The following is a 22969-nucleotide window of genomic DNA, read 5'->3' as shown; positions in this document are numbered from 1 at the left end:
CCCGATCAACGAATTGACTATATGAAAAAGCACACGAATTGCGATTATCAAAATCAATAGTTGCGATTCGCGTGCTTTCAGAATGAAGCTGTTTCTCCCGATTATCCTTGGACTTTCGCGGCTTTCGTCGGGTTGGCGAAGGAAATCGGAGTATCACCCTGCTGGGCGCCCTCGACCTGAGCACCGGTAGAAGCCGGCTTGCCGCCTGCCGCCTCATAAGCTTCACGAGCCTTGTCGTCGTTCCACTGCTCACCGACCAGCACGCCGTGGTTGAGCATAATCTCGCGCTGCGCGCACGAAGCGACCAGCGCATCGTGCGTCACCACGATGATGGTCGTGCCCTGTTCATGCAGCTCGCGGAAGAGATCGAGCACAATCTTCTCATTCTTTTCGTCCAAGTTGCCGGTTGGCTCATCTGCCAAAATCAGCTTGGGGTGGTTAATCAACGCACGGGCGATGCACACACGCTGCTGCTCGCCGCCGGAAAGCTCGCTGGGCAGATGCTTCGCGCGGTCCTTCAGCCCCACGTGGTCGAGCGCTTCGAGCGCCTCCTTCTCATCGACCACGGAATGGTAGTACTGCGCCACCATCACGTTTTCGACAGCGGTCAGGTGCGGCACGAGGTAGAACTTCTGGAACACCAGCCCGATGACGTTCTTGCGCACATCAGCCAACTGGGTGGCGTTCAGATCGTTGAGTTCGCGACCCTCAAGCGTCACGGAACCCTTCGAGGGCGAATCCATGCAGCCAATGATGTTCATCAGCGTGGTTTTGCCGGAGCCGGACGAGCCGACGACCGCAAGCCACTGCCCCGCCGGCACGGTGAGACTGAGATCGTCCACCGCGTGAAGGTCGCCGTAGATCTTCGAAATATGATCAAGTTCGAGCAGCATAGCCACTCCTTTCACTCATTACCAAAATTTGTTTCGCGATGCAGGTAAACGGACTCTACCGCTCCCCAACAGTCCGTTTACCAGCACTAATATCAGTTTCCGTATCCGGCTTGTCTGTTCCGGCGCTCATATTCATCTCTTATTCCTCCTGCAGCACGACGGCCGGGTCGATCCGCACCGCGTTGCGCACCGGCGGCAGCGATGCAAGCACTGCGACCAACATGCTGACCAGCACAGAGGCGAGCGCCAGCGGCCAGTTGAGGGAAAGCTTCTGCCCGAAAACGGAAGCGCTGAGCGCATAAGCGAGCACATAGCCGATGGCCGTGCCGAGCAGCCCACCAATCAGCCCATAAAGCGCAGCTTCAACAGTGAACTCCACCGCGATGTTACGAGACGAAGCACCAAGCGCCTTGCGCAGGCCAATTTCATTGCGCCGCTGAGAGACGATGGACGAAATCGTGGTCCCCACGCCGACAAGTGTCAGCACGAGCACAACAACCGTCACGATCCAGAAGAGCGTTTGCAGCATCGTGATGATGCGCACATTGGACGAGGTAATCTTCGTGACCTTTTGCGCCTTAGCATTGAGCGAAGCCTTCTTGTTGACGCTACTGACGAGATTGCTCAGACCCGAGTCCGACGTATCAACCGAGAATTCAACGACATCCGCCCCGCGTTCAAAGCCGGTAAGCTTGTCAACATCGAGGTTATTGGCATAGACCATATCGTCCTCGCTGCCGCCGGTATCGACGATACCGTCCACCCGGAATTCCATGCCGCCCGCGTTGGGAGCGGTAGGCTTCCACTCGGCCAGCCGGACGGAGCCGGAATTAGTACCCGCATTCTCAGCGCTCATTCCAGTCAAATTCCATCCCAACGAGTCAACGGAACCAGAATAATCGCCCGTCGTATCCGCCGATTTCCATTCCGCAAGATTGACGGAACCAAGGTCAGAAGCAGACATCTTCATGCCTGGCATATTCCCCATATCGTGAGTGCCCATATGCGACATATCCATACCCGGCATATCCGGCGCTTTGGCCTCCGCCGACAGACTGTTCAGCGCCTTGCCCAGTTTGTCCTTGACCGTTGCGTCGGCCATACCTTGCTGAACATCATCGGCATGCGACGAATCGGACATCTTCATGCCCTTCATATTCGACATGTCATGACCCGAAGAATTGCCCTCAGTTGAGCTCGAAGAGCTAGAACCCGAACCACTAGTGTTGCCACTGCCAGCTGTAGAGCCGCTCGAACCTGAGCTTTCACTTCCCGAGCTTGAGCTGCCGGAACCACCAGTCCCGCCAGTCGCGGCGGCCACGCTTTTGCCGGGGCTGTATTTGATGGTGATAACCGAACCGATTTTGGCATCAAGCTTCGTCGCCGCGTCACGTCCGAGCATCACCCCGCCGTTCGACGGCCACTTGCCCTCAACACTCCAGTGATGGTTCAGCGCCTTCACCTCACGCGGATTGATGCCCGCCACCACGAACGGCAGCGAGTTGATACGCGTATTCTCATACCTATATGCAGCCGAGCGCTCGGAGCCAGCATTTTTCACCGTCGAGTTCAGCGCTGCGACGGTTTTCTGGTCAAACCCGGAATCCGCAACATTCGTGGTTTTGGAACCGTCAACGGCTTTCCCGCCGACAGTCCGCTGCGTCGGAGTGACGATAAGATTGGCGCCATAAGTCCGCATCTCCTCGTTCATCTGCTGCGGCACCGCCACGCAGATGGCAGCAAGGCAGAACAGCGTTGCCGCACCCACCAAGGAGGCGACTACAGCCATCATCGCTCGCGAGCGCCGGCGGAACACTGCGCTGAACAGCATACGGAAGAACATGCGACGGTTGGTCATCGGCCGTCCGACAGCCGCACTATCCGCAGCACTGTTGGCGGCAATGGAACCAGCGCTCGACCCTTTGACGCCATTCCCGGATTTTCCACGGGAATCGTCACGCTTCACTGCACTCATACCGTCCTCCTTTCAACGTTCATCGCTTTGATAATGGCGAAATTCCAAACACCAAAAACGCTCAGCCCAACGCAGGCATTCCTGCGCGATATTTCATATCGATCACCGGCCATGGAGCACCTCCGCCGGACGAAGATGCAGAATCGAACGAATCGAGGAGAACGAGGCGATCAGAATGGTCACAGCCAGCAGCACGAACACCAGCACGAACACCATCGGCCGCATCACCACTCCCGAGCCAAACACAACGTGTCCAATGACCTGCGCAAGCAACGAACCGAGCCCCGCACCGACCAGTCCGCCAATGAGCGAAATCACCGCCGTCTCGGTAAGCATCAGTCTTGAGACCGCACCGTCGGTCGCGCCGATGGCCTTGAGCAGCGCCAGTTCCGAACCACGCTCCCCAATCGAAGACGCCATCAGATTGGCCACAGCGATTGCCGCTGCGATCAAACTCAGTGCGGTCATCAGTATCATCACGGCCTGCGTCTTATGCAACACGTCGCCCTGCAGTGCCGCCACCTGCCGGACCTGCTTGGCGACGGCCCCCGGCATCACTTCCTCGATCTGATAGGCAATCGAAGACGGATAAGCCGTGCAATACCAGGTCTCCCATTCCTCCTGGCTCAATGCTGCGGGATCCTTCTCCGCTTTGCGAGCCAGATCGTTTTCTGGGGTCGTCAGTGCCTTGACCTCGATTTTGTCGATGGAATCCGGTAAATCGGCAAGTCTCTGCGCCGACCAAGAAGGAATATAGAGACCGTTGGAATCGTTGTCGCCCGAATCGAAAATCCCGACAATCCGCACGCGCTGGCTGCGATGTTGTCCGTCAGCCGTCGCCTTGGAAACCGTAACGGTCTGCCCGACTTTGGTATGGGTGGCGTTGGCCAAGTCCTTGCCCATCATGCCTTGGACCACACCATCGGAACTCTGGGAATTTGCTTTATTCGCGCCATTTTGAGCATTTTTGGAATCGGCGTTGGCGGTTTGCTTCCCGCTGTTATCGCCCATGTCCATATTCATGCTCATGTCCATGGCACTTCCCGATTGCCCATTCATTTGGCCACTATCGGTTTTGCTACTATCAGCCGTCGCCACGACCTTGCCCGTTCCCGCAGCTCCCGAACCGTCCTTGGCCCAGGCCCCGTCGACCTTCCACCACGAACGCATGCCCTTGACTCCGGCCACCACGCTCTCGCCGGTCGCCAGCGGCACTTTCTTGTTAAACCACGTCCCCGTCACCGGCACATTGCGTCCGTCAATCGTGGCGTTCACATTGAGTTCCGGCGCAAAATCGGTGATGTTGAACGCCCAGAACGTCGTTTTGATGCTAGGCACATCCGATTCCTTGAGGAACGAGGTCGGGTCCGCGGCTTCGTCAGCATTGCCGGCGTCCGCAGTATTGTACAGGTCCGATACCACCGCGTCGGCCTTGGGCTTGACGACGATATTCGAGCCATAAGTAGACAGTTCGGCGTTGAGCTTGTCGCCCACATCGAAGACGACACCAAGCATCGCTGCGCAAATCGTCGCCGACAGGCACACAGTCACCGCAATCAGCAATCGCCGCTTGAGCTGCCGCGAAAACGAGCGGAATACCATTCTCAGTAAAAACATCGTTACCTCCTACGCCAACTCGTACGTTCTCGGAGCGCATTGACACTGTGCACGCAACCGCCGTATCCCGAACATTGATATCTCTCGGCACTGAAATGACCAATATCTTGCACGTTCAAAGGCGGAAGCAAGAAAAGGGCCATTGAGCGACGCCTAGTGACCACTTTCTGGCATACGCGCGCGCTAATGCAAGAAAGTGGTCGCTGAGAGCCGCTCAGTGGCCCTTTTCTTGCATATCCATACGTCGAAGCAAGAAAATGGCCATTCGGATTCCCCCAACTGAGCATCTTGCACCCATTCATTCCGGCTCGCATGAACATTTCCATCTCGTTTGTCATTCGTCCACCTCACTCCTTGAAATGCGACGACAGTGCGTCGAGGTCGGAGGTGTGGATGGTGATCTTGCCATGCGAGGCCTCGTACGGGAACGGTATCGGGTTGCAGCCGCCCTTGAAACCGATGGTGGCCACGTTCATCTCCACCTCGCAGCGCTTGCAGATGATCTTGCCATCCTTCTCGTAGTAGCCCGCGTCGCCACAGGTCATGCACGCGTCGAGGCCCACACCGAAGGATCCGCCGTTCTTCTTGATGATGATGAAGCGCATCACCGTGCCGTCCTTGGCCTTGTACTGGAAGCGGTGCAGATGGCCGTCATCCACCTTGTTGAAGGCGATGGTCGCGATGCCGTTGTGCTGCGAATATCCTTCCGGCGGCGAAAGTGTGGGTTGCTCGTGGACTTTGGCAACTCCTGCAGTCAACGCAAACGTCACCACAATCATGGCGATCAAACTCCACGCACCAGCCGCTTTCGCACGCCTCCGGAACGCTTTGTGTTCGCGGACCACGGCATCATTGGCACCAGCCAGCGGCGTACGGAATCCGGCTACAATCGAGGCGATAACGGGAATGATGAAGACCAGCACCGAGGCGATGACCAGTTTCATATCATTGTTCGCCGCGAGAATCAACACATTAAATGCAGTGCCATCAAACTCGACAAACATCATCGACATCAGCAGCGAGCACAGCTGCGTCACATGCCGGACCAGCAAAACCAGCAGCATCAACATCGAAGCCGCAAGGAAACTGCCACGCACCGCAGTCGTGCGCATGGTACGGAAAATCGCCGCTGTCACGACGGCCGCGGCGATGCCCAGCGCAAAGCCGAGCGCCCGCAGCAGCATTTTGGAAGTGAACGGGGATTCGCCGGTCTCCACAAAACTGGTCAGCTGCATGAAAACATCCTGCGAAGCGAAGAACGTAGTCAAGGCAATACCAATCGCCGAAATCGCGTTGGCCACATGCAACCGAATCGGATGCTCGTGCCAGTCGCCCACGAGCCGCTTCGAGCAGGCCATAATCGCAAGTATCAACACATCACAGACCACGCATCCAATGAGCACCGGCAGATTGACCCCGGAACGCCGATCGACAATGACCAGCACGCGCAATACGGTAAAAATCAGTGCCGCGCCAATACCGACGAGCAGCCCATACAGCCGCCACTGCCGACTGACAGGTCTATCGCGCCCCTCGCCGACCCCGAGCAGCACGCTCAGCGTCATCACAAGCAGCGCCGGCGCCACCATCCCCGGCAGCACCCCCACAAATTCCTCGAGCATCCGCACTCCCTACTTAACTGACAATCCCTCATGACGCTGTGGTCTGTGGGGCATACTTGCTTCGACACCCTCCAGGCCGGTAGGCCAAGCTTTATGTCTCAGCAAGCATGCCCCACAGACCACAGCTCAACCAAAGACTCAGCCACTGAAAGTGCTGAAGCAGTCAAAACAACAAAATAAAAAGAAAAATATCAAACCATGTTTAACCAGGCATCACGTGAGTTCACAAATTTCTTAACTAAGCAAAAACTATTTTTATCCGCTCTAGTCGCTTTGCATCATGGTGAACATTCATATCAAAACGAGTTACACCCGTTGAGTGGTGGAGGAGGGGGACATGCTTGCTGAGGAGTAAAGCTTGGCCTACCGGCCTTGAGGGTTCCGAAGCAAGTATGTCCCCCTCCTCCACCACGTCATTGATTTCTCAAATTGATTTAGAAAATCACCACTGATGCACGACGTAATTCCAGTCGAACGTAGCCACAATCGGCTTCGTCCAGAAGCGGCCCTTGACGCCGGTGTCCGGGTCGACGTGCAGCGTCCAGCCGTTGGTCTCGGGGCTGTAGATGGTGTAGGTGAGCTTGTACTGACCGGCCTTGTCGAGCTTGATGTTGGCGCCGTAGTGCGGGCCGTCATCGGCGTTCATCTCCATGAACGTGCCGTCCTGCTTGTTGTTCGGGTCGTTCTTGTCCTGGATTTCGTACTTGACGGTAAGCTTCGGGATGAAGTCGCCGGTGCCGTAGCCGAGGTTGTTGTCCTTGAGCGCATGGATATCGGCCTCGAGATGGAGATTCGATTCAGCCGCGGAAAGTCCCATGCCCTGCGGGTACATATCAACCGGCTGGAAGTAGACGGTCGCAATGTTGAGCGGGAAAATCTGCTGGTCGTGTCCGATCGGAATCTCCTCGAACTTCGCGCCATTGCTGTTCGCCTTCTTATCCGATTTCTGCGAGGACGACGAGCTGGACTTGCCCTTGTCACTGGAAGCAGAACCCGAACCGTTCGACCCGCAAGCGGCGAGCGAGAACGCGAGCGCACCTGCGACCACAGCGGCCAGCAGGCCGGTCAGTTTGCTTTTCTTCATTGTTTTCTCCTGTTTATTTTTGGAATATCTATCATTAAATTTTTCTAAGACGGTATATGTCGAACGGCTCGTCGACAGCGATTTACCGTTCCCTTTCCCGACCACGTTATGCTGCGAGTTCAGCGGAATCGGCCGATTCCCTGGCTTTCACCGCCTTCCTACAACCCCGCACATCAGCAACCATGAACAAGGCCATGGGTGCCTCAGCGGCAATCGTCTTGGTATTCATTTCGCGATGGCCTCCTTGGAATCAGAAGGTTGAGCAGCGTTCATCACTTTTTCGTGATGCTTGCGGATACCGAAAACGACGAACAATCCGATAATCACCACAGCCGCGATAATCTGCGCGACGATGGTTTCGGTGTATGGATACAGCCCAAGCCATTCGTTGGTCGGCATAGTCGCCAAGTACGTTCCGTTGATGGCATCGCCTTCGATCAGCGAGTGCACGCCACCGCCGGCGAACGTAACGGCCAACACGGCCAGCAACGCCGAGGTGATAAGGAAGAACGGATGCAACGGAATGTGCACGGAAGTGAAGCGGATCAACACGAATACGAGAACCAGCACGACCGCAGCCGCCAAACCGCCGATCCACATGCCCTTCGAATCCTTGGTCATCGAGTAGACGCTCTGGTAGAACATCACGGTCTCGGCACCTTCACGGAAGACGGCCAGGAAGCTCAGCATCGCAAGCGAAACGACGCCAGCGAATGTCAGCGAATCGGCTGCGGCCACGCCCGAAACGGCCTTTTTCGTCTTATCGCCGATATAGTTTTGCCACGCTTCAACATCGGATTTCGAGAGCATCCAGTTGCTTGTGTAGATGAGCATGCACATCGCGATGAGTGCGACCACACCCTCCATAATCTCCTGTTGCGGCCCGTTGCCGTTGAAGAACACTGCGAACAGCACTGCCATCAGCCCCGAGCCAATGAGACCGACGATGACGCCAAGATAAATCCACTTGACAAGTTTTTTGTTATCGCTTTTGAGCATGTAGGCGATGATGGCCGCGACCACCAGAAGCGCTTCAAGTCCTTCACGCACCAGAATCAAGAACGACTGCCCGATTGAGCTGGTAGCGAATTTCGTGGCTCCATTGACCTGATCTTCGGCCCCGCCATCAAGTTTTTTCGCATCGACATTGAGGTTGGCCTTGAGCTCATCGGCCTGCTTCTTGATGCCGGCAGGCGCGTCCCCACGCACCATGGCCTTGCGCAGTTCCTTGAAGCAGCTTTCCATATAGGAGACGCGAGAGCCCGAAATCGCGTTCATCACGTTCTTTTCGAAGCCGAGCTTTTCGTAGTACTGGTAATAGGCTTCGTTGACCTTATCGGCGCCCTTTTCGCCGTCCCCGGCTTTCGAAGCGGCAACGCCCTGATCGATGACCTTGCCCATCTGCCCCGCGACCTGAAGCCAGGTGCGGTTTCCCTTGCCATAGAACTTGGTCTTCTTGTTCTTCTGCAGCACCTTGCGCTGTTCCTTGACCGCCTGCTCGATCTGAGCCGCATAAGCCTTGGGCTTGGCAAGGTTTGGACTGGCATCGAGCTGTGCCGAAGCGTCGTCAAGCTCGCCGGAAAGCGCAGAAATCTGCGCAGCCAAATCGGCCCCGTGCCCGTCGCTATACGTCAGTTGCTGCACGGACTGGAACTGATTCATCTCGCCTTGCTGACGATCGGCGCCCAGCGTTTCCTGCACCGCGCGGCTGAAATTGGAAGCCGTATATCTGGTCGAAACCGCACTCATCTGCGAGGCGGCCGTAGTCCTGTCACCCGAAGCATAAGTGCTGTTGACTTGCGCGAGGCCCTTACCAAGGTCTTTGGCCACCCCACCCCAAGTGTCGTCTTCCGCCGTAACAGTATCGGCCACAGCCTGCACTGAATAGCCTTGATTCCCAGCGGCTGCAGTTGACTCCAAAGCATCCGCCTTGATTACCAAACCGCTAGGTCGTATCTGGCTCTCAGCTGCCACTCCTTCATTGGAGTATGCACGTTCTGCAGTTGTTTGATTACTTTGTACTAGCTGGTTTGCTTCGACTCGGCTATCTGAATCATAAGAAACATTTGAGCTTACGGTGCTTGAAGATTTACCATCTCCTGCAACTGCAGTGTTCTGCGGCACCAGCAACGACGCAATCATTGCCGCTACCGCCAGCAGTGGCAACAATGCCACAAACTTGGCCAGCCTTGTCTTCGCACGCATTGGCGCTCCGCTTCACTCTATTACGCGACACTATTGTGCCGTTGTGTCTCCAAATAGAATAAAGGAAAATAAATCAGAAAAAAAGACTTGTTTTTTAAATTTTTTTATGGTATTAAACGCCAGAATTTCAACATTTTGCGACATTTCATACAATTTATACATCCATAAGTATCGTTCGGAGTATCCCGAAGAGAAGTATTAGATTTGACAAATCAAGTTTATACTATAAACTACTTTGTAATTGCAGCAATTAGTCAATCAACTAACTAACCAGCTTCCTGGAGGGCAGCAGCGATGCTAGAGAACAAATCTTCAGACAATGAGCAGATTCCGAATCCAGTTGATGCACTGAATATCGTGAAAACGCAACGAAAACGAACAAATCTGGCCAGAAATCAAGGATCTTATATTCATTTTGGCATCTGGGGAGCCGCTTGGCTCATTGGCTACTCGATTCTCGCCCTCGGAACCACACCTCTCACAGGCGGTGACACCACCACCAGTGCATGGTCATTCATCATCTTCGCCATCGCATTGATTTTGGCTTTCATCGCTTCCTGCCTTCTGAACGTGCGGGACGCATCCGGTATCCGATCCGAAAACCCGATGTTCCATTATTTCAAACGCATGGGGAAAGTAGCCGGTTGGTCGTACCCTCTTGCGTTTATCTTCAGCATGTGCGGTCTTGCGATATTCGCAGACAAATACGGTCCCGGAAACACTGAGATGTCAGTGCTCTACAACTTCGTGGTGCCGCTGATACTCGGACTCATCTACTGGCTCCAAGGCGCCATGTACAACGACCTCACACTATCAATCACCGGCGTATGGATGATGGCGCTAAGCTGGAGCACAATTCTCGCTGGCATACCTGTAGGATATTGGATTATGGCCTTGCTTGGCGGCGGCGGACTGCTGATAGCTTTCCTTGCGGCGCTGATATTCGCACACCATCGAGCAGCCGAAACCGTTGCCAATCTGGATCAGGAGCAGCATGCATGAGTGAGCAGCTCAATCCCGTCATTCACGCGCCTTCGCGACTACGAATCATGACCACACTGACCAGTCTGAACGACGACGAATCCATATCATTCTCAAAACTCAAGCAGCTTCTCAATATGACCAATGGCAACCTCTCGGTTCACCTGACCAAACTGGAGGAAGCCGGGTATATCTCCACCGAAAAGACCTTCGAAGGTAGAAAACCTGCCACCTACGTTTCAGTGACTTCGGCGGGCCGAGACGCGTTCGCAACGTATCTGCACGATTTGCAGGCTTTGTTGAAGCCGGCAACGGACAAATCGCCCTCTCCAAAGAAATAAAATCACAATCGATATGCCAAGTTATATTCGTTTTATAGCCAAATGAATATAACTTGGCATTTCTTCAATAAGGAGCAGGCGATGGCACATATCAGCGACGATATGATCGACCCAGAACTACGAGACACCGGTCAAATGATTCGGCGCGTTTTACCGTACTTTACCCCGACATCGATCCGCTGGGCGAACCGAGCGACTCGTCTGCTGAATGGGGCTAACTATACGCATTTGCATTATGAACAGCAGCATCTGCGCAGGCCTGACGGAAGTAGCCTCCGTATCTGTATCTACAGCCCGAAAGCCAATCGTGCCAGCAAAGACGCCAATGCGGATACTTCCCTTAAATCGACTCCCGGCATTCTATGGATTCACGGCGGTGGATTCGCTCTTGAATCCCCGGAACTCGAAGCCTTTTATTTTGAAAAAATAGTGGACGCGACCAATGCAGTTCTCGTGGCTCCCGACTACCGCAAATCCACCGAAGCTCCGTATCCTGCGGCTCTTGAGGATTGTTATTGGACACTGCTGTGGCTAAGAGACCACGCCAGGCAACTTGGCGTACGCCCTGACCAATTGATTGTTGCAGGAGCCAGCGCAGGCGGCAATCTTACAGCTGCAGTCAGTCTTTGGCCCGGGACCGAAAAGACGTAAATATCGCCTTCCAAGTGCCAATCTGCCCGATGTTGGACGACCGCGAGACCCCAAGTTCATGCGACAACGATGCTCCCGTCTGGAACACTGCTTCAAATCGTTTGTGTTGGAATATGTATCTGGGAAATCGAAGAGTTACTGGTGACGTACCGGCATATGCCGCCCCAGCCAGGGCTGAAGATTTAAGCGGGCTTCCTCCGACGTTGAGCTATGTGGGTGATATCGAACCGTTCCACGATGAAACGGTCACCTATATGGATCGCCTTGCCGCTGCCGGCGTGGAGACGAAGTTCCGTGTCTTCCCCGGAGCGTTCCACGTCTTCGACGCATTGGTGCCCCATGCCAAAATCTCTGAAAACGCAACAGACTTCCTGCTAGACGGCTTCGAATACGGAATCGAAAATTTCCTCACAGCTCAGAGTTGAGGCCATTCGGGACACAGTGTCGGGTGTCGGTTTCCGTCTTGAAAGCCGGCGTCCCGATGGGCCCCGATCGCGGCGTCGTCGCCGTCGGCCGCGGCCAGGGTCGCTTCCCCGTGGCCCGTCCGTCGCGGGGCGTCGAGCGCCTTCCTCGACAGGGACCGGGCATGGCCTCGGTTCCGGAATTCCGGCAAAGTCGCCACGTAGGCGGCCAGGGGCATGCCTTTGGATTCCGTCAACCGTTGAATAGGCCGCGCCGCGGGGTGCCGGCGCCTTGCACGGGGCGGTGGGGCACGACATCATTGTCCGTGTCATTTACGGCTCCTGTTTTTCCGGAATCCCATGCCCGGCCGTTTTACATGTTCATCTCAAGCTGCCGTGTAGGTCCCACGCTGTTCCGCGGGGCCTGGCCGCGGCGGTGGTTTTGTTGGTTGCGTCCCGGGCCTTGCGGGGTTCCGCGGGTGTGTGGGAGGCCGTGCGGGGTGCCGGGTATGCGAAAGGCCCCGCGGGGGCCGTGAGGCTCGACCGCGGGGTCTTCGTGAAGTGTGGTGCGGCGGCGGGCTACTCTCCCACACCCTGTCGGGTGCAGTACCATCGCCGTGCCAGGCCTTAGCTTCCGGGTTCGGAATGGGACCGGGCGTCTCCCCTGGGCTATGGCCGCCGCAAATCTTATATTATGCATGTGGGTCCGTGGACCCGCCATGGGATGTGGCGGCCCGGGAACCGGAAAGCGGACGCGGTGTCGGATGCGTTGAATCGAGTTGTGTCGTCCAAGCGCTAGTGCTGCCTGGAGTCAATCGCAGAGGATGCCTCACGCCCCATCCCGAGGGATGGGAGTGTGATTGCCTTTCGGCCGTTAGTACCGGTCGGCTCCGCCCCTCGCGGGGCTTCCACGTCCGGCCTATCAACCAGGTGTTCTCGCCTGGGGCCTACAGGGACTCGAAGTCCCAAAGGAATACTGATCTCGGAGCAGGCTTCCCGCTTAGATGCTTTCAGCGGTTATCCCTTCCGAACGTAGCCAACCGGCCGTGCCGCTGGCGCGACAACCGGCATACCAGAGGTTCGTCCACCCAGGTCCTCTCGTACTATGGGCAGGTCTCCTCAATATTCCAACGAGCGCAGAGGATAGAGACCAAACTGTCTCACGACGTTCTGAACCCAGCTCGCGTGCCGCTTTAATCGGCGAACGGCCGAACCCTTGGGACCTGCTACAGCCCCAGGATGCGACGAGCCGACATCGAGGTGCCAAACCATCCCGTCGATATGGACTCTTGGGAATGATCAGCCTGTTATCCCCGGGGTACCTTTTATCCGTTGAGCGATGCCGCGCCCGTGCGCCGGCACCGGATCACTATCTCCGACTTTCGTCCCTGCTCGACCCGTCAGTCTCACAGTCAAGCCCGCTTGTGCGATTGCACTCAACACCCGATTGCCAACCGGGCTGAGCGGACCTTTGAGCGCCTCCGTTATCCTTTGGGAGGCAACCGCCCCAGTTAAACTACCCGCCAGGCACTGTCCCTGACACGGATGACGTGTCGAGGTTAGACATCAAATGGAGACAGAGCGGTATTTCACCTTGCGGCTCCACACGGGCTGGCGCCCGCGCTTCGAAGCCTCCCGCCTATGCTACACAGTTTCCACCTAATGACAATACCAAGGTATAGTAAAGGTCCCGGGGTCTTTTCGTCCTTCTGCGCTTAACGAGCATCTTTACTCGTACTGCAATTTCGCCGAGCTCCTGGTCGAGACAGTGGGGAAGTCGTTACGCCATTCGTGCAGGTCGGAACTTACCCGACAAGGAATTTCGCTACCTTAGGATGGTTATAGTTACCACCGCCGTTTACCGGGGCTTGAATTCACCGCTGCCCCCGAACGAGTCGGGATGACGGATCCTCTTAACCTTCCGGCACCGGGCAGGCGTCAGTGCATATACAGCGGCTTGCGCCTTCGCATGCACCTGTGTTTTTGGTAAACAGTCGCTACCCCCTGGTCTGTGCCACCCCCCGAAGCTCCCCGCGCAAGGCGGTTCACCCCAGGGGGTCTCCCTTATACCGAAGGCACGGGAGTGATTTGCCGAGTTCCTTGACCAGGATTCGCTCGATCGCTTTGGTATTCTCTACCTGACCACCTGTGTCGGTTTGCGGTACGGGCGCCGCAGCACCTCGCGCCGAAGCTTTTCTCGGCAACGGAAACCACCGGATTCGGCCCCAACGGGCCCCACCATCGCGCCTCGCCCTCGCGCGCCCCGGATTTGCCTGGGGTGCGGGCTGCACGCTTGGCCACGGACTACCACCGCCGCGGCCGGCTCTTCCATTGCGTCACTCCTGCGCTGGCCTACCGGAAGGTCTGTCCCAACCACCACACGTCCGGCACCCCGAAGGGAGCCATCGATGCGGCGGGAGGTTAGTACCCGACTTTCGGCCCGGACGGTCCTGCGCCGGTACGGGAATATCGACCCGTTCGTCCATTCGACTACGCCTGTCGGCCTCGCCTTAGGACCCGACTCACCCGGGGACGATGAACGTGGCCCCGGAACCCTTGGTCATCCAGCGGACGGGATCCTCACCCGTCTCTCGCTACTCATGTCTGCATTCTCGCTCCCGCACGGTCCACGGCTCGCTTACGCGGCCGCTTCACCCCGTACGGGACGCTCTCCTACCCAGCGTCCAAAAGGACGCTGCCGCGTCTTCGGTGGCGTGCTTGAGCCCCGCTACATTGTCGGCGCGGAACCACTAGACCAGTGAGCTGTTACGCACTCTTTCAAGGGTGGCTGCTTCTGAGCCAACCTCCTGGCTGTCTATGCGACTCCACATCCTTTCCCACTTAGCACGCGCTTCGGGACCTTAGACGACGATCTGGGCTGTTTCCCTTTCGACGACGGAGCTTATCCCCCGCCGACTCACTGCCGCGCTATAGCGCCACGGGTATTCGGAGTTTGGTTGCCCTCGGTACGCGATACGCGCCCTCAGGCATCCAGTAGCTCTACCCCCCGGGCGAACCACACGACGCTGCACCTAAATGCATTTCGGAGAGAACCAGCTATCACGGAATTTGATTGGCCTTTCACCCCTAGCCCCAAGTCATCCCCCCCAGTTTTCAACCTAGGTGGGTCCGGTCCTCCACGCGGTCTTACCCGCGCTTCAACCTGCTCAGGGCTAGATCATCCCGCTTCGGGTCCAGGACAAGCGACTCAAACGCCTTTTGAGACTCGCCTTCGCTACGGCTCCCCACGACGGGTTAGCCTCGCCACTTGCCACTGACTCGCAGACTCATTTTTCGATAGGCACGCCGTCACCCCTCAAGGAGGCTCCGACGGTTCGTAGGCGCACGGTTTCAGAAACTATTTCATTCCCCTCCCGGGGTGCTTTTCACCTTTCCCTCACGGTACTCGTTCGCTATCGGTCAGACAGTCATATCTAGGCTTACCCCACGGTCGGGGCGGATTCACACGGGATTCCACGAGTCCCGTGCTACTTGGGAACCTGGATCGGAAGGCAGCGCGCGACCGGCTACGGGGCCATCACCCTCTACGGCCGGGAATTCAATCCCGTTCGCCTAGCACGCCGCTTTATGACTTCCGCCGGACGCTCCAGCATCCGGGCACCAGGCCCCACAACACCCGCCGCGCAACGCCTGGAGGCTATCACACGCGGCCGGTTTGGCCTGATCCGCTTTCGCTCGCCACTACTCACGGAATATCCTTTCCTGCAGGTACTGAGATGTTTCACTTCCCTGCGTACCCCCCGCACGAATGCGGTGCCGGCCCATACGGCCGGCGGGTCCCCCCCATTCGGAAATCCTCGGATCAAAGCCCTGTCGGCGGCTCCCCGAGGCCTATCGCGGCCCCACACGTCCTTCATCGGTACTGTCTGCCAAGGCATCCACCATACGCCCTTACCAGCAACACACACCCATACAGGCTGCATGCCGCAAGGACCTTCTGCGAAAAACTCTGGACAACACATCATCACACTATGAATGATCACAAAACGATCGACCAAATCCCCAGATTCAAAAGAATCGGAGACCGGTCTTAAAAATTGCATCTAACAAAGCAAGAACATATTCTTGCTCGCGTCCACTATCCAGTTCTCAAGCCACCACGCACCGACGCGTCCGGCCGCCCCATCCGGGAAGGCCCTCAGCGAAGGGCATCGAATCGCACCGTCACAAGGACGGGGTGGCGATCCGGGAGCCCAAAAGCATGCCCACACGACCTCGTATGTAAAGTTGTAATCTTCTGATCTTTTCCACACCAGCAGGACCACACCAGGGAACATCCCCGGCAGGCCCGACACCGGATGCCGAACAGCATCCTGAATTCTCCGTAGAAAGGAGGTGATCCAGCCGCACCTTCCGGTACGGCTACCTTGTTACGACTTAGTCCCAATCACGAGCCTCACCTTAGACGGCTCCGCCCACAAAGGTTCGGACACCGGCTTCGGGTGCTGCCCACTTTCATGACTTGACGGGCGGTGTGTACAAGGCCCGGGAACGCATTCACCGCGGCGTTGCTGATCCGCGATTACTAGCGACTCCGCCTTCATGGAGTCGGGTTGCAGACTCAATCCGAACTGAGACCGGTTTTAAGGGATCCGCTCCATGTCGCCATGTCGCATCCCGTTGTACCGGCCATTGTAGCATGCGTGAAGCCCTGGACGTAAGGGGCATGATGATCTGACGTCATCCCCACCTTCCTCCGAGTTGACCCCGGCGGTCCCTTGTGAGTTCCCACCATAACGTGCTGGCAACACAAGGCGAGGGTTGCGCTCGTTGCGGGACTTAACCCAACATCTCACGACACGAGCTGACGACGACCATGCACCACCTGTGAACCGGCCCCGAAGGGAAGCCCCATCTCTGAGGCGATCCGGAACATGTCAAGCCCAGGTAAGGTTCTTCGCGTTGCATCGAATTAATCCGCATGCTCCGCCGCTTGTGCGGGCCCCCGTCAATTTCTTTGAGTTTTAGCCTTGCGGCCGTACTCCCCAGGCGGGATGCTTAACGCGTTAGCTCCGACGCGGAACCCGTGGAATGGGCCCCACATCCAGCATCCACCGTTTACGGCGTGGACTACCAGGGTATCTAATCCTGTTCGCTCCCCACGCTTTCGCTCCTCAGCGTCAGTAACAGCCCAGAGACCTGCCTTCGCCATTGGTGTTCTTCCCGATATCTACACATTCCACCGTTACACCGGGAATTCCAGTCTCCCCTACTGCACTCAAGCCCGCCCGTATCCGGCGCAGACCCATCGTTAAGCGATGGGCTTTCACACCAGACGCGACGAACCGCCTACGAGCTCTTTACGCCCAATAAATCCGGATAACGCTTGCGCCCTACGTATTACCGCGGCTGCTGGCACGTAGTTAGCCGGCGCTTATTCGAAGGGTACACTCACTCTCGCTTGCTCCCCAACAAAAGCGGTTTACAACCCGAAGGCCTTCATCCCGCACGCGGCGTCGCTGCATCAGGGTTCCCCCCATTGTGCAATATTCCCCACTGCTGCCTCCCGTAGGAGTCTGGGCCGTATCTCAGTCCCAATGAGGCCGGTCGCCCTCTCAGGCCGGCTACCCGTCAAAGCCTTGGTGGGCCGTTGCCCCGCCAACAAGCTGATAGGACGCGACCCCATCCCATGTCGGTAACCCTTTCCCGCGATCACATGCGATCACGCGGAACACCCGGCATTACCACCCGTTTCCAGGAGCTATTCCGGAACATGGGGCAGGTTGGTCACGCATTACTCTCCCGTTCGCCACTCTCACCACGGTGCAAGCACCATGGATCCCGTTCGACTTGCATGTGTTAAGCACGCCGCCAGCGTTCATCCTGAGCCAGAATCGAACCCTCCACAAAAAACATGAAAGGCCGAACAAATCGGCTCCATACAAAATAATTGACGGAACCATTCCATAAGGGGGAATGGTCCACACTAAAAACCCCGACACGAATTAAGCCCCCTAGGACACCCCGAAACGGGGCACGCGCCGGACTGGCAATCAAAAAAGCTTTACAATAAAAAGTAGTACAGACACACTCTTGAGTTCTCAAACCACCACCACACCAACAACTTCAATCAATCTCGAAGATTTGTTGTCGCCGTCAGGCAGCAAGTAGATAACTTACACGAGGTTGCCCCCGAGCGCAAGTCCTATTCGAACAAAAGGTCAAAATTCGGTGAAATTTCAACGTTTCTTCGGCGTGTTGAAATTACGGGTATTAAGCATTTTAAGGCTGTTTGCGGCGTAGAAAATCCTAAAAAATAATCAGAAAATATTCTGGTTCGTTCATTATCGGCGTGTCTTCGTTGGTGAAGACAAGAAACTGTCACCCCTCTTTATGGGGGAGCAGCAACCACGATCAACATCAGCCAAGTCTTGATACCAATGTCCTGAGTATTCAAGCTATAACCGTCAAATGCCGATAATGGACATTATGTTCGTTTAAGTAGCCACCAGTCATGAGTCACCGTTGATCCGAACATCAAGAGTCGCTCACATACATTTTCGTAAACATCAAAGCACCAAAGAGAGCTTAGGCATTTAGCAGTAGGTAAAAACCCGACATTGAAGATTCAAGCTTTACTTATTATCCGAACTTCAACTTGAATGTTACGTAAGCAGAAATTCCTGGTTATAGAGGCAGGTACACATAGAAAGAGAATGCGGCTGAGTTTCTCGCAGCCTCTCCGTTCATCTCAATTGTGTACGCGGGCAAGATAGAGCTTCTTTTATTCGTAATGGCTCCATGCCGCATATATCGTTACGGTCTGCGTATCGTCATCGATATCGTAGACAACACGATGCTGGCTGTTAATCCGTCGAGAATACAATCCTCTGCTAACCGGCTGCAACTTTTCAAATGATTGAGTCGGCTGGTAGGGGTCGGACTTCAGATCTGAGACTACCTGCATGAATGATTGCTGAAGATGTGAACGCTTGAGTTTTTTAAGATCGGATTTGGCCGAGTTCTTGATTACGACGCGGTACGTCACAGCGTATCCCAATCGATGTCATCGATATCCGTGGTTCCGCTGTCATCAGCGCGACGTTTTTCAGCCGTTGCAAGAGTGCCTGTATTCTCCAGGTAGAGGGTTTCCATAATTGAGTTCCAATCGGTACGATTGACTACCACTGCTTCCTCGTCCTTGTTGCCTCTTGCAGGAGAAATAACTACCGGCTTACGCTGAACATTGACATCCTTGAGAATCTGGTACAGATTCTTCCTTGCTGCCGTCGGAGTATACGTATCCATTTTTGCCGCCCTACTAAAGTCTCGTTATTATTAACGTACGTTATGCGGTACGTTTAATGATGAGTGTAGCATATGCTGTTCCGCTCATGGAGTTTAAAACTTGCTTCTGAATCCGAATGCTGAAAACGCTAAGACCTGAAGCCCGTGTCACGGTGCCATGAGTTTCGGTGTGCGGTGTTTGGTGCGTGGCCCTGCGTGTGGGGCCTGGCCGCGGGTTCACGCGGGTTGCGTCCCGTGTTCTGGTGTGTGTGGCCTTGGGTTCGGTATGGCTGGCCCGGCCGTGCGGGGTGCCGGGTATGCGAAAGGCCCCGCGGGGGCCGTGAGGCTCGACCGCGGGGTCTTCGTGAAGTGTGGTGCGGCGGCGGGCTACTCTCCCACACCCTGTCGGGTGCAGTACCATCGCCGTGCCAGGCCTTAGCTTCCGGGTTCGGAATGGGACCGGGCGTCTCCCCTGGGCTATGGCCGCCGCAAATCTTATATTATGCATGTGGGTCCGTGGACCCGCCATGGGATGTGGCGGCCCGGGAACCGGAAAGCGGACGCGGTGTCGGATGCGTTGAATCGAGTTGTGTCGTCCAAGCGCTAGTGCTGCCTGGAGTCAATCGCAGAGGATGCCTCACGCCCCATCCCGAGGGATGGGAGTGTGATTGCCTTTCGGCCGTTAGTACCGGTCGGCTCCGCCCCTCGCGGGGCTTCCACGTCCGGCCTATCAACCAGGTGTTCTCGCCTGGGGCCTACAGGGACTCGAAGTCCCAAGGAATACTGATCTCGGAGCAGGCTTCCCGCTTAGATGCTTTCAGCGGTTATCCCTTCCGAACGTAGCCAACCGGCCGTGCCGCTGGCGCGACAACCGGCATACCAGAGGTTCGTCCACCCAGGTCCTCTCGTACTATGGGCAGGTCTCCTCAATATTCCAACGAGCGCAGAGGATAGAGACCAAACTGTCTCACGACGTTCTGAACCCAGCTCGCGTGCCGCTTTAATCGGCGAACGGCCGAACCCTTGGGACCTGCTACAGCCCCAGGATGCGACGAGCCGACATCGAGGTGCCAAACCATCCCGTCGATATGGACTCTTGGGAATGATCAGCCTGTTATCCCCGGGGTACCTTTTATCCGTTGAGCGATGCCGCGCCCGTGCGCCGGCACCGGATCACTATCTCCGACTTTCGTCCCTGCTCGACCCGTCAGTCTCACAGTCAAGCCCGCTTGTGCGATTGCACTCAACACCCGATTGCCAACCGGGCTAGCGGACCTTTGAGCGCCTCCGTTATCCTTTGGGAGGCAACCGCCCCAGTTAAACTACCCGCCAGGCACTGTCCCTGACACGGATGACGTGTCGAGGTTAGACATCAAATGGAGACAGAGCGGTATTTCACCTTGCGGCTCCACACGGGCTGGCGCCCGCGCTTCGAAGCCTCCCGCCTATGCTACACAGTTTCCACCTAATGACAATACCAAGGTATAGTAAAGGTCCCGGGGTCTTTTCGTCCTTCTGCGCTTAACGAGCATCTTTACTCGTACTGCAATTTCGCCGAGCTCCTGGTCGAGACAGTGGGGAAGTCGTTACGCCATTCGTGCAGGTCGGAACTTACCCGACAAGGAATTTCGCTACCTTAGGATGGTTATAGTTACCACCGCCGTTTACCGGGGCTTGAATTCACCGCTGCCCCCGAACGAGTCGGGATGACGGATCCTCTTAACCTTCCGGCACCGGGCAGGCGTCAGTGCATATACAGCGGCTTGCGCCTTCGCATGCACCTGTGTTTTTGGTAAACAGTCGCTACCCCCTGGTCTGTGCCACCCCCCGAAGCTCCCCGCGCAAGGCGGTTCACCCCAGGGGGTCTCCCTTATACCGAAGGCACGGGAGTGATTTGCCGAGTTCCTTGACCAGGATTCGCTCGATCGCTTTGGTATTCTCTACCTGACCACCTGTGTCGGTTTGCGGTACGGGCGCCGCAGCACCTCGCGCCGAAGCTTTTCTCGGCAACGGAAACCACCGGATTCGGCCCCAACGGGCCCCACCATCGCGCCTCGCCCTCGCGCGCCCCGGATTTGCCTGGGGTGCGGGCTGCACGCTTGGCCACGGACTACCACCGCCGCGGCCGGCTCTTCCATTGCGTCACTCCTGCGCTGGCCTACCGGAAGGTCTGTCCCAACCACCACACGTCCGGCACCCCGAAGGGAGCCATCGATGCGGCGGGAGGTTAGTACCCGACTTTCGGCCCGGACGGTCCTGCGCCGGTAGGGAATATCGACCCGTTCGTCCATTCGACTACGCCTGTCGGCCTCGCCTTAGGACCCGACTCACCCGGGGACGATGAACGTGGCCCCGGAACCCTTGGTCATCCAGCGGACGGGATCCTCACCCGTCTCTCGCTACTCATGTCTGCATTCTCGCTCCCGCACGGTCCACGGCTCGCTTACGCGGCCGCTTCACCCCGTACGGGACGCTCTCCTACCCAGCGTCCAAAAGGACGCTGCCGCGTCTTCGGTGGCGTGCTTGAGCCCCGCTACATTGTCGGCGCGGAACCACTAGACCAGTGAGCTGTTACGCACTCTTTCAAGGGTGGCTGCTTCTGAGCCAACCTCCTGGCTGTCTATGCGACTCCACATCCTTTCCCACTTAGCACGCGCTTCGGGACCTTAGACGACGATCTGGGCTGTTTCCCTTTCGACGACGGAGCTTATCCCCCGCCGACTCACTGCCGCGCTATAGCGCCACGGGTATTCGGAGTTTGGTTGCCCTCGGTACGCGATACGCGCCCTCAGGCATCCAGTAGCTCTACCCCCCGGGCGAACCACACGACGCTGCACCTAAATGCATTTCGGAGAGAACCAGCTATCACGGAATTTGATTGGCCTTTCACCCCTAGCCCCAAGTCATCCCCCCAGTTTTCAACCTAGGTGGGTCCGGTCCTCCACGCGGTCTTACCCGCGCTTCAACCTGCTCAGGGCTAGATCATCCCGCTTCGGGTCCAGGACAAGCGACTCAAACGCCTTTTGAGACTCGCCTTCGCTACGGCTCCCCCACGACGGGTTAGCCTCGCCACTTGCCACTGACTCGCAGACTCATTTTTCGATAGGCACGCCGTCACCCCTCAAGGAGGCTCCGACGGTTCGTAGGCGCACGGTTTCAGAAACTATTTCATTCCCCTCCCGGGGTGCTTTTCACCTTTCCCTCACGGTACTCGTTCGCTATCGGTCAGACAGTCATATCTAGGCTTACCCCACGGTCGGGGCGGATTCACACGGGATTCCACGAGTCCCGTGCTACTTGGGAACCTGGATCGGAAGGCAGCGCGCGACCGGCTACGGGGCCATCACCCTCTACGGCCGGGAATTCAATCCCGTTCGCCTAGCACGCCGCTTTATGACTTCCGCCGGACGCTCCAGCATCCGGGCACCAGGCCCCACAACACCCGCCGCGCAACGCCTGGAGGCTATCACACGCGGCCGGTTTGGCCTGATCCGCTTTCGCTCGCCACTACTCACGGAATATCCTTTCCTGCAGGTACTGAGATGTTTCACTTCCCTGCGTACCCCCCGCACGAATGCGGTGCCGGCCCATACGGCCGGCGGGTCCCCCCATTCGGAAATCCTCGGATCAAAGCCCTGTCGGCGGCTCCCCGAGGCCTATCGCGGCCCCACACGTCCTTCATCGGTACTGTCTGCCAAGGCATCCACCATACGCCCTTACCAGCAACACACACCCATACAGGCTGCATGCCGCAAGGACCTTCTGCGAAAAACTCTGGACAACACATCATCACACTATGAATGATCACAAAACGATCGACCAAATCCCCAGATTCAAAAGAATCGGAGACCGGTCTTAAAAATTGCATCTAACAAAGCAAGAACATATTCTTGCTCGCGTCCACTATCCAGTTCTCAAGCCACCACGCACCGACGCGTCCGGCCGCCCCAT

11 protein-coding genes, 5 rRNA genes and 2 pseudogenes are annotated in these 22969 nt (G+C 56.7%); 4 read left to right on the top strand and 14 right to left on the bottom strand.

Annotation, left to right across the window (positions count from 1 at the left end):
* Positions 1-101: 101 nt before the first annotated feature.
* The 8 genes and pseudogenes from OZX62_RS00690 to OZX62_RS00655 all read right to left on the bottom strand — a co-directional run bounded on the left by OZX62_RS00690 (position 102) and on the right by OZX62_RS00655 (position 9111).
* A complete protein-coding gene (locus tag OZX62_RS00690; protein ID WP_277176140.1) occupies positions 102-893 on the bottom strand; it encodes an ABC transporter ATP-binding protein in 792 nt (263 codons plus the stop codon).
* A gap of 139 nt (positions 894-1032) precedes the next feature.
* Positions 1033-1671 (bottom strand): annotated as a pseudogene (locus tag OZX62_RS00685) (FtsX-like permease family protein); the annotation flags it as partial.
* 558 nt (positions 1672-2229) lie between these two features.
* Positions 2230-2751: pseudogene (locus tag OZX62_RS00680) on the bottom strand (ABC transporter permease); the annotation flags it as partial.
* A gap of 219 nt (positions 2752-2970) precedes the next feature.
* On the bottom strand, positions 2971-4485 hold the full coding sequence (locus OZX62_RS00675) for an FtsX-like permease family protein (protein WP_277176139.1): 1515 nt from the start codon (positions 4483-4485) through the stop codon (positions 2971-2973).
* 347 nt (positions 4486-4832) lie between these two features.
* A complete protein-coding gene (locus tag OZX62_RS00670; RefSeq protein WP_277176138.1) occupies positions 4833-6107 on the bottom strand; it encodes a Fe-S-containing protein in 1275 nt (424 codons plus the stop codon).
* A gap of 442 nt (positions 6108-6549) precedes the next feature.
* Positions 6550-7191 carry an iron transporter gene (locus OZX62_RS00665; protein WP_277176137.1) on the bottom strand — a complete coding sequence of 214 codons (642 nt, stop codon included), beginning with the start codon at positions 7189-7191 and terminating at the stop codon, positions 6550-6552.
* Positions 7192-7297: 106 nt separating this feature from the next.
* The gene (locus OZX62_RS00660; RefSeq protein WP_277176136.1) at positions 7298-7420 is read right to left on the bottom strand and encodes a hypothetical protein; all 123 of its coding nucleotides are present in this window, start codon (positions 7418-7420) and stop codon (positions 7298-7300) included.
* Positions 7417-9111: an FTR1 family protein gene (locus tag OZX62_RS00655; protein WP_277176135.1), complete on the bottom strand. Its 1695-nt coding sequence runs from the start codon at positions 9109-9111 to the stop codon at positions 7417-7419. Before OZX62_RS00655 ends, OZX62_RS00660 begins: the two co-directional genes overlap by 4 nt.
* Before the next feature lie 579 nt (positions 9112-9690).
* On the opposite strand from OZX62_RS00655, the gene OZX62_RS00650 reads away from it, so the two are divergent.
* The 4 genes from OZX62_RS00650 (at position 9691) to OZX62_RS00635 (ending at position 11794) form a co-directional block, all read left to right on the top strand.
* Positions 9691-10398 carry a hypothetical protein gene (locus OZX62_RS00650; RefSeq protein ID WP_277176134.1) on the top strand — a complete coding sequence of 236 codons (708 nt, stop codon included), beginning with the start codon at positions 9691-9693 and terminating at the stop codon, positions 10396-10398.
* On the top strand, positions 10395-10718 hold the full coding sequence (locus OZX62_RS00645) for a transcriptional regulator (RefSeq protein ID WP_277176133.1): 324 nt from the start codon (positions 10395-10397) through the stop codon (positions 10716-10718). The genes OZX62_RS00650 and OZX62_RS00645 overlap by 4 nt, the downstream gene beginning before the upstream one ends.
* 81 nt (positions 10719-10799) lie before the next feature.
* A complete protein-coding gene (locus OZX62_RS00640) occupies positions 10800-11369 on the top strand; it encodes an alpha/beta hydrolase fold domain-containing protein (RefSeq protein ID WP_277176132.1) in 570 nt (189 codons plus the stop codon).
* Positions 11370-11398: 29 nt separating this feature from the next.
* On the top strand, positions 11399-11794 hold the full coding sequence (locus tag OZX62_RS00635) for an alpha/beta hydrolase fold domain-containing protein (RefSeq protein ID WP_277176131.1): 396 nt from the start codon (positions 11399-11401) through the stop codon (positions 11792-11794).
* A gap of 542 nt (positions 11795-12336) precedes the next feature.
* On the opposite strand, the gene rrf (OZX62_RS00630) is transcribed toward OZX62_RS00635, so the two are convergent.
* From rrf (OZX62_RS00630) to OZX62_RS00600, 6 genes are all read right to left on the bottom strand, one after another.
* Positions 12337-12453 (bottom strand): 5S ribosomal RNA (gene rrf, locus OZX62_RS00630).
* Positions 12454-12623: 170 nt separating this feature from the next.
* Positions 12624-15696 (bottom strand): 23S ribosomal RNA (locus OZX62_RS00625).
* A gap of 423 nt (positions 15697-16119) precedes the next feature.
* Positions 16120-17641 (bottom strand): 16S ribosomal RNA (locus OZX62_RS00620).
* A 1134-nt stretch (positions 17642-18775) separates the two neighbouring features.
* Positions 18776-19039, bottom strand: a complete 264-nt coding sequence (locus OZX62_RS00610) for a type II toxin-antitoxin system Phd/YefM family antitoxin (protein WP_277176129.1) — start codon at positions 19037-19039, stop codon at positions 18776-18778.
* A 353-nt stretch (positions 19040-19392) separates the two neighbouring features.
* Positions 19393-19509 (bottom strand): 5S ribosomal RNA (gene rrf, locus OZX62_RS00605).
* A 170-nt stretch (positions 19510-19679) separates the two neighbouring features.
* Positions 19680-22748: ribosomal RNA gene (locus OZX62_RS00600) — 23S ribosomal RNA — on the bottom strand.
* Together the 16S, 23S and 5S rRNA genes form the textbook arrangement of a ribosomal RNA operon.
* Positions 22749-22969: the final 221 nt, after the last annotated feature.

This window comes from Bifidobacterium sp. ESL0690 (assembly GCF_029392315.1).
In the GTDB taxonomy this organism is placed as follows: domain Bacteria; phylum Actinomycetota; class Actinomycetes; order Actinomycetales; family Bifidobacteriaceae; genus Bifidobacterium.
The sequence above is the reverse complement of the archived record's forward strand: the minus strand, read 5'-3'. Positions and strand labels throughout refer to the sequence as shown.

Bases quoted from the DNA above. Each gene is read 5' to 3' on its own strand.
- OZX62_RS00690 (WP_277176140.1), bottom strand. From the start codon at position 893: ATGCTGCTCGAACTTGATCATATTTCGAAGATCTACGGCGACCTTCAC.
- OZX62_RS00675 (WP_277176139.1), bottom strand. From the start codon at position 4,485: ATGTTTTTACTGAGAATGGTATTCCGCTCGTTTTCGCGGCAGCTCAAG.
- OZX62_RS00670 (WP_277176138.1), bottom strand. From the start codon at position 6,107: ATGCTCGAGGAATTTGTGGGGGTGCTGCCGGGGATGGTGGCGCCGGCG.
- OZX62_RS00665 (WP_277176137.1), bottom strand. From the start codon at position 7,191: ATGAAGAAAAGCAAACTGACCGGCCTGCTGGCCGCTGTGGTCGCAGGT.
- OZX62_RS00660 (WP_277176136.1), bottom strand. From the start codon at position 7,420: ATGAATACCAAGACGATTGCCGCTGAGGCACCCATGGCCTTGTTCATG.
- OZX62_RS00650 (WP_277176134.1), top strand. From the start codon at position 9,691: ATGCTAGAGAACAAATCTTCAGACAATGAGCAGATTCCGAATCCAGTT.
- OZX62_RS00645 (WP_277176133.1), top strand. From the start codon at position 10,395: ATGAGTGAGCAGCTCAATCCCGTCATTCACGCGCCTTCGCGACTACGA.
- OZX62_RS00640 (WP_277176132.1), top strand. From the start codon at position 10,800: ATGGCACATATCAGCGACGATATGATCGACCCAGAACTACGAGACACC.
- OZX62_RS00635 (WP_277176131.1), top strand. From the start codon at position 11,399: ATGTTGGACGACCGCGAGACCCCAAGTTCATGCGACAACGATGCTCCC.
- OZX62_RS00610 (WP_277176129.1), bottom strand. From the start codon at position 19,039: ATGGATACGTATACTCCGACGGCAGCAAGGAAGAATCTGTACCAGATT.